This window comes from Mesorhizobium sp. M0522 (genome assembly GCF_040321085.1).
Taxonomy (GTDB): domain Bacteria; phylum Pseudomonadota; class Alphaproteobacteria; order Rhizobiales; family Rhizobiaceae; genus Mesorhizobium.
This window is the reverse complement of record NZ_JAMYQW010000088.1, coordinates 1-3413: the sequence shown is the minus strand read 5'-3', so window position 1 is coordinate 3413 and position 3413 is coordinate 1. Positions and strand designations below refer to the sequence as shown.

Annotated in this window: 3 protein-coding genes; 2 read left to right on the top strand and 1 reads right to left on the bottom strand. The window is 62.7% G+C overall.

The features are described from left to right. Positions 1 to 120 precede the first annotated feature (120 nt). Positions 121 to 1110 carry a sugar-binding protein gene (locus tag NKI58_RS35325; RefSeq protein ID WP_023675805.1) on the bottom strand — a complete coding sequence of 330 codons (990 nt, stop codon included), beginning with the start codon at positions 1108 to 1110 and terminating at the stop codon, positions 121 to 123. Between the two features lie 427 nt (positions 1111 to 1537). Between NKI58_RS35325 and NKI58_RS35320 the strand changes: the two genes are divergently transcribed. Then, positions 1538 to 2278 (top strand): ATP-binding cassette domain-containing protein, encoded by a 741-nt coding sequence (locus NKI58_RS35320; RefSeq protein WP_352700186.1) that lies wholly within the window; start codon positions 1538 to 1540, stop codon positions 2276 to 2278. 34 nt (positions 2279 to 2312) lie between these two features. Further along, on the top strand, positions 2313 to 3311 hold the full coding sequence (locus tag NKI58_RS35315; protein WP_352786686.1) for an ABC transporter permease: 999 nt from the start codon (positions 2313 to 2315) through the stop codon (positions 3309 to 3311). Positions 3312 to 3413 lie beyond the last annotated feature (102 nt).

Here is a 3413-nt window from a genome sequence, read left to right as displayed (position 1 = left end):
ACCCCTAAACCCGGCCCCAAAAAACTCCGCGCCCCCCCCCCCAACCGCGCGGCCCGGGGTTTTTTTTTTTCCCCCCTGCCCCGGGGGCCCCCGGGCCCCGGCCCCCCCGAAACTGCGAACCTACTTCTGGATGCAGGTGTCGACGGTGTCCTTGGTGCATTCGTCGAGGCCGGTGAACACCGGATCGGCGACCGGCTTGCCGTCGACCAGGTCGATCATCACCGAAGGCGCCTTGTAGCCCATCTCGAACGGCCGCTGGCCAACCAGTGCGGTCACCAGCCCGTCACGAGCAATCGCCACCTCGTCGCCAATCGTGTCGGCGGCGCCGATGACGAAGGCGTTGCTGGCGATCTTGTCGGCCATCGGCTTGAACAGGTCGCGGTAGGGCTGCGGAGCGCCGAACAGCGGCCAGCCGCCCATGATGCCGAAGGCATCGAGATCGGGATTGGCGGCGAGGATGTCGGTCATCGCCTGCACGCCCTTGGCGCCGTCGTCATTGGTGAACACCGGGCAGCCGGCAACTTCCGTCCAGCCGCCTTCGCCCGCCAGCGCCGCGAGGCCGTCCTTGCCCGACAGCGCGTCACGCATGCCCTGCGCGCGGCGCAGGATGTTGTCGGCGGCCGGATTGCCTTCGATGGTGCAGATCTTGCCGCCATTCGGCTTGGCCTTCTTGATGTATTCGCCGATCTTGTGACCCATCAGGTAGTTGTCGGTGCCGAGATAGGTCTTGCGCAGCGCCGCGTCTTCCTTGCTGAGGTCGGCGTCGAGGGTCATGATCGGGATCGACGGATTGGCGCTTTTGATCGTCTGCGCGATCAATGGCGCGTTCGACGGCGAAATCGCCATCGCCACCGTGTCGGGCTTGCTCAGCATGTCCTGGACGATCTGGGCTTCACCGGCCTCATCCGAGGTCGACGCCGGTCCGGTGTAGAAGCACTCATATTCCGAGCTGGCGTTTTCCTTGTTCCATTTCTCGCAACCCTGGTGGATGGCCTCGAAGAATGGATTGTCGAGACCCTTCACGACGATGACGAGCTGTTTCTTGGCCATGGCCGGCCCGGCACCCAGCGCCATGACGGCGGCGGCAGCGAGCAATAGTGATTTCCTCATGTCAGTCCTCCCTTTGAAACAAACGGACACGGCGTGCCCGCCACACACAGATCGACCCGGAGCAAGATGACAGAGGACGTCGCACTCGTGTCACCAAGCCAGGTCGATAAGCATTTTCATATTCAGTCTCAGACCGGCACCGACAGATACTGCTGGTTGCCAAATCCCTGACCGACAAACCCTCACCGATTCCTCCCGGCAACCCCGGGGGATCGGCGCAAGCTCCTCCGACACTTAGCTAATATCGCCTTGTCACCGACGTCAATGCTATTTGTCCTACAAAACTGATTTTTCGAAAGAAGCCGTGGTTGACGCCAAGGTGGCTTATGCGTAAATGGGCAAAATCGCTGCCTCCGGGAGGAACTGGGGAGAGCGAAAGGCCGCGGCAGAACCGCAGGCCGCAAAGCACGGGGAGGCAAGAAGGCTGGTGGCGGTTCTCGAACTCACCAACATCTCGAAGCATTTTGGCGCCATCCAGGCGGTCAACGACGTTTCGTTGTCGATCGAGGCCGGACAGGTTGTCGGCCTGATGGGCGACAACGGCGCCGGCAAGTCGACGCTGGTCAAGATGATCGCCGGCAATTTCCCGCCGAGCCATGGCACGATGCAGATGGACGGCAAGGAGCTGATCCTGCACAAGCCGGTCGAGGCGCGCCAGCACGGCATCGAAATCGTCCATCAGGACCTGGCACTGTGCAACAATCTGACGGCCGCCGCCAACGTCTATCTCGGCCGTGAATTGGGCCGCGGCCTCGGGCCGCTTCGCATCCTCGACTATGCTGCGATGTACAAGCGTGCCGGCCAGATCTTCGCCGAGCTGAAATCCGAAACGCGCCCGCGCGACCTGGTCAAACAAATGTCGGGCGGCCAGCGGCAGGCGGTGGCGATCGCCCGCACCATGCTTTCGCAGGCCAAGATCGTGCTGATGGACGAGCCGACGGCGGCGATCTCGGTGCGCCAGGTCGCCGAGGTGCTGAACCTGATCCGCCATTTGCGCGACCAGGGCATCGCCGTCGTGCTGATCAGCCACCGCATGCCCGACGTCTTTGACGTCGCCGACCGCGTCATCGTCATGCGGCGCGGCCGCAAGGTCGCCGACAAGACGATCGCATCGAGTTCGCCGGAAGAAGTCACCGGACTCATCACCGGCGCCATCGAACAGGTATGATTGACGCCTCAACCATGAGTAAAAAAGGTCGATAATGGCAGTCACCCTTGATCAGACGATCGCGCACAAGCAGCACACCTTGCTGAGCAAGGTGTTTGCCAGCCAGACCTTCTGGGTGGTGATCGCGGTCATCCTCGCCTGCCTGTTCCTGTCGGTGGCCACGGATTCCTTCGCCACGACCAAGAACCTCTACAACATCACCCGCAACGTCACCTTCGTCGCCATCGTGGCGCTCGGCATGACCTTCGTCATCATCACCGGCGGTATCGACCTGTCGGTCGGCTCGGTGCTTTGCCTGTGCTCGATGGTGCTGGCCGTGACCATGCATGCCGGCCACGGCATCGAGATCGGCATTGGCGCTGCGATCGCGACAGCGCTGATCATCGGCGCCTTCAACGGGGTTCTGATCGCCTATCTCGGCTTTCCGCCCTTCGTGGTGACGCTCGGCATGCTGTCGATTGCACGCAGCCTTGCCATGGTCGCCTCCAACAACACCGTCGTCTTCCAGTTCGGACCGGACCACGACAAGCTGCTGGCGCTGGGCGGCGGCGCATGGGTGTTCGGCATCGCCAATCCGGTGCTCTACATGATCGTGCTGGCGTTGATCACCGGCTTTGTGCTGCGCTGGACGAAATTCGGCCGGCACATCTTCGCCATCGGCGGCAACGAGCATGCGGCAACGCTGACCGGCGTTCCGGTGCGCCAGATCAAGGTTGTCGTCTACATGATCTCGGCATTGGCGGCTGGCCTTGCCGGCATCATCCAGACCGGCTGGCTGGGCGCGGTTACCACCAATCTCGGCAACGGCATGGAGCTTCAGGTGATCGCCGCCACCGTCATCGGTGGCGCCAACCTGGCCGGCGGCATGGGCACAGCCTTCGGCGCGGTCGTCGGCGCGGCGCTGATCGAGGTCATCCGCAACAGCCTCGGCCTGCTCGGCATCAATGCCTTCTGGCAGGGCGTGTTCATCGGCGGCGCCATCCTGCTCGCCGTGCTGTTCGACCGCATCCGCAATTTCAGGCGCAACGACTGACGTTCAAGCGCAGCCCCCCTTCTCCCCTTGTGAGACCTTTGCATAGAAGCCGATCGGTGATTCTGTGATGATGGTCGAAGCAGGGAGATTCGGGATGGCGGA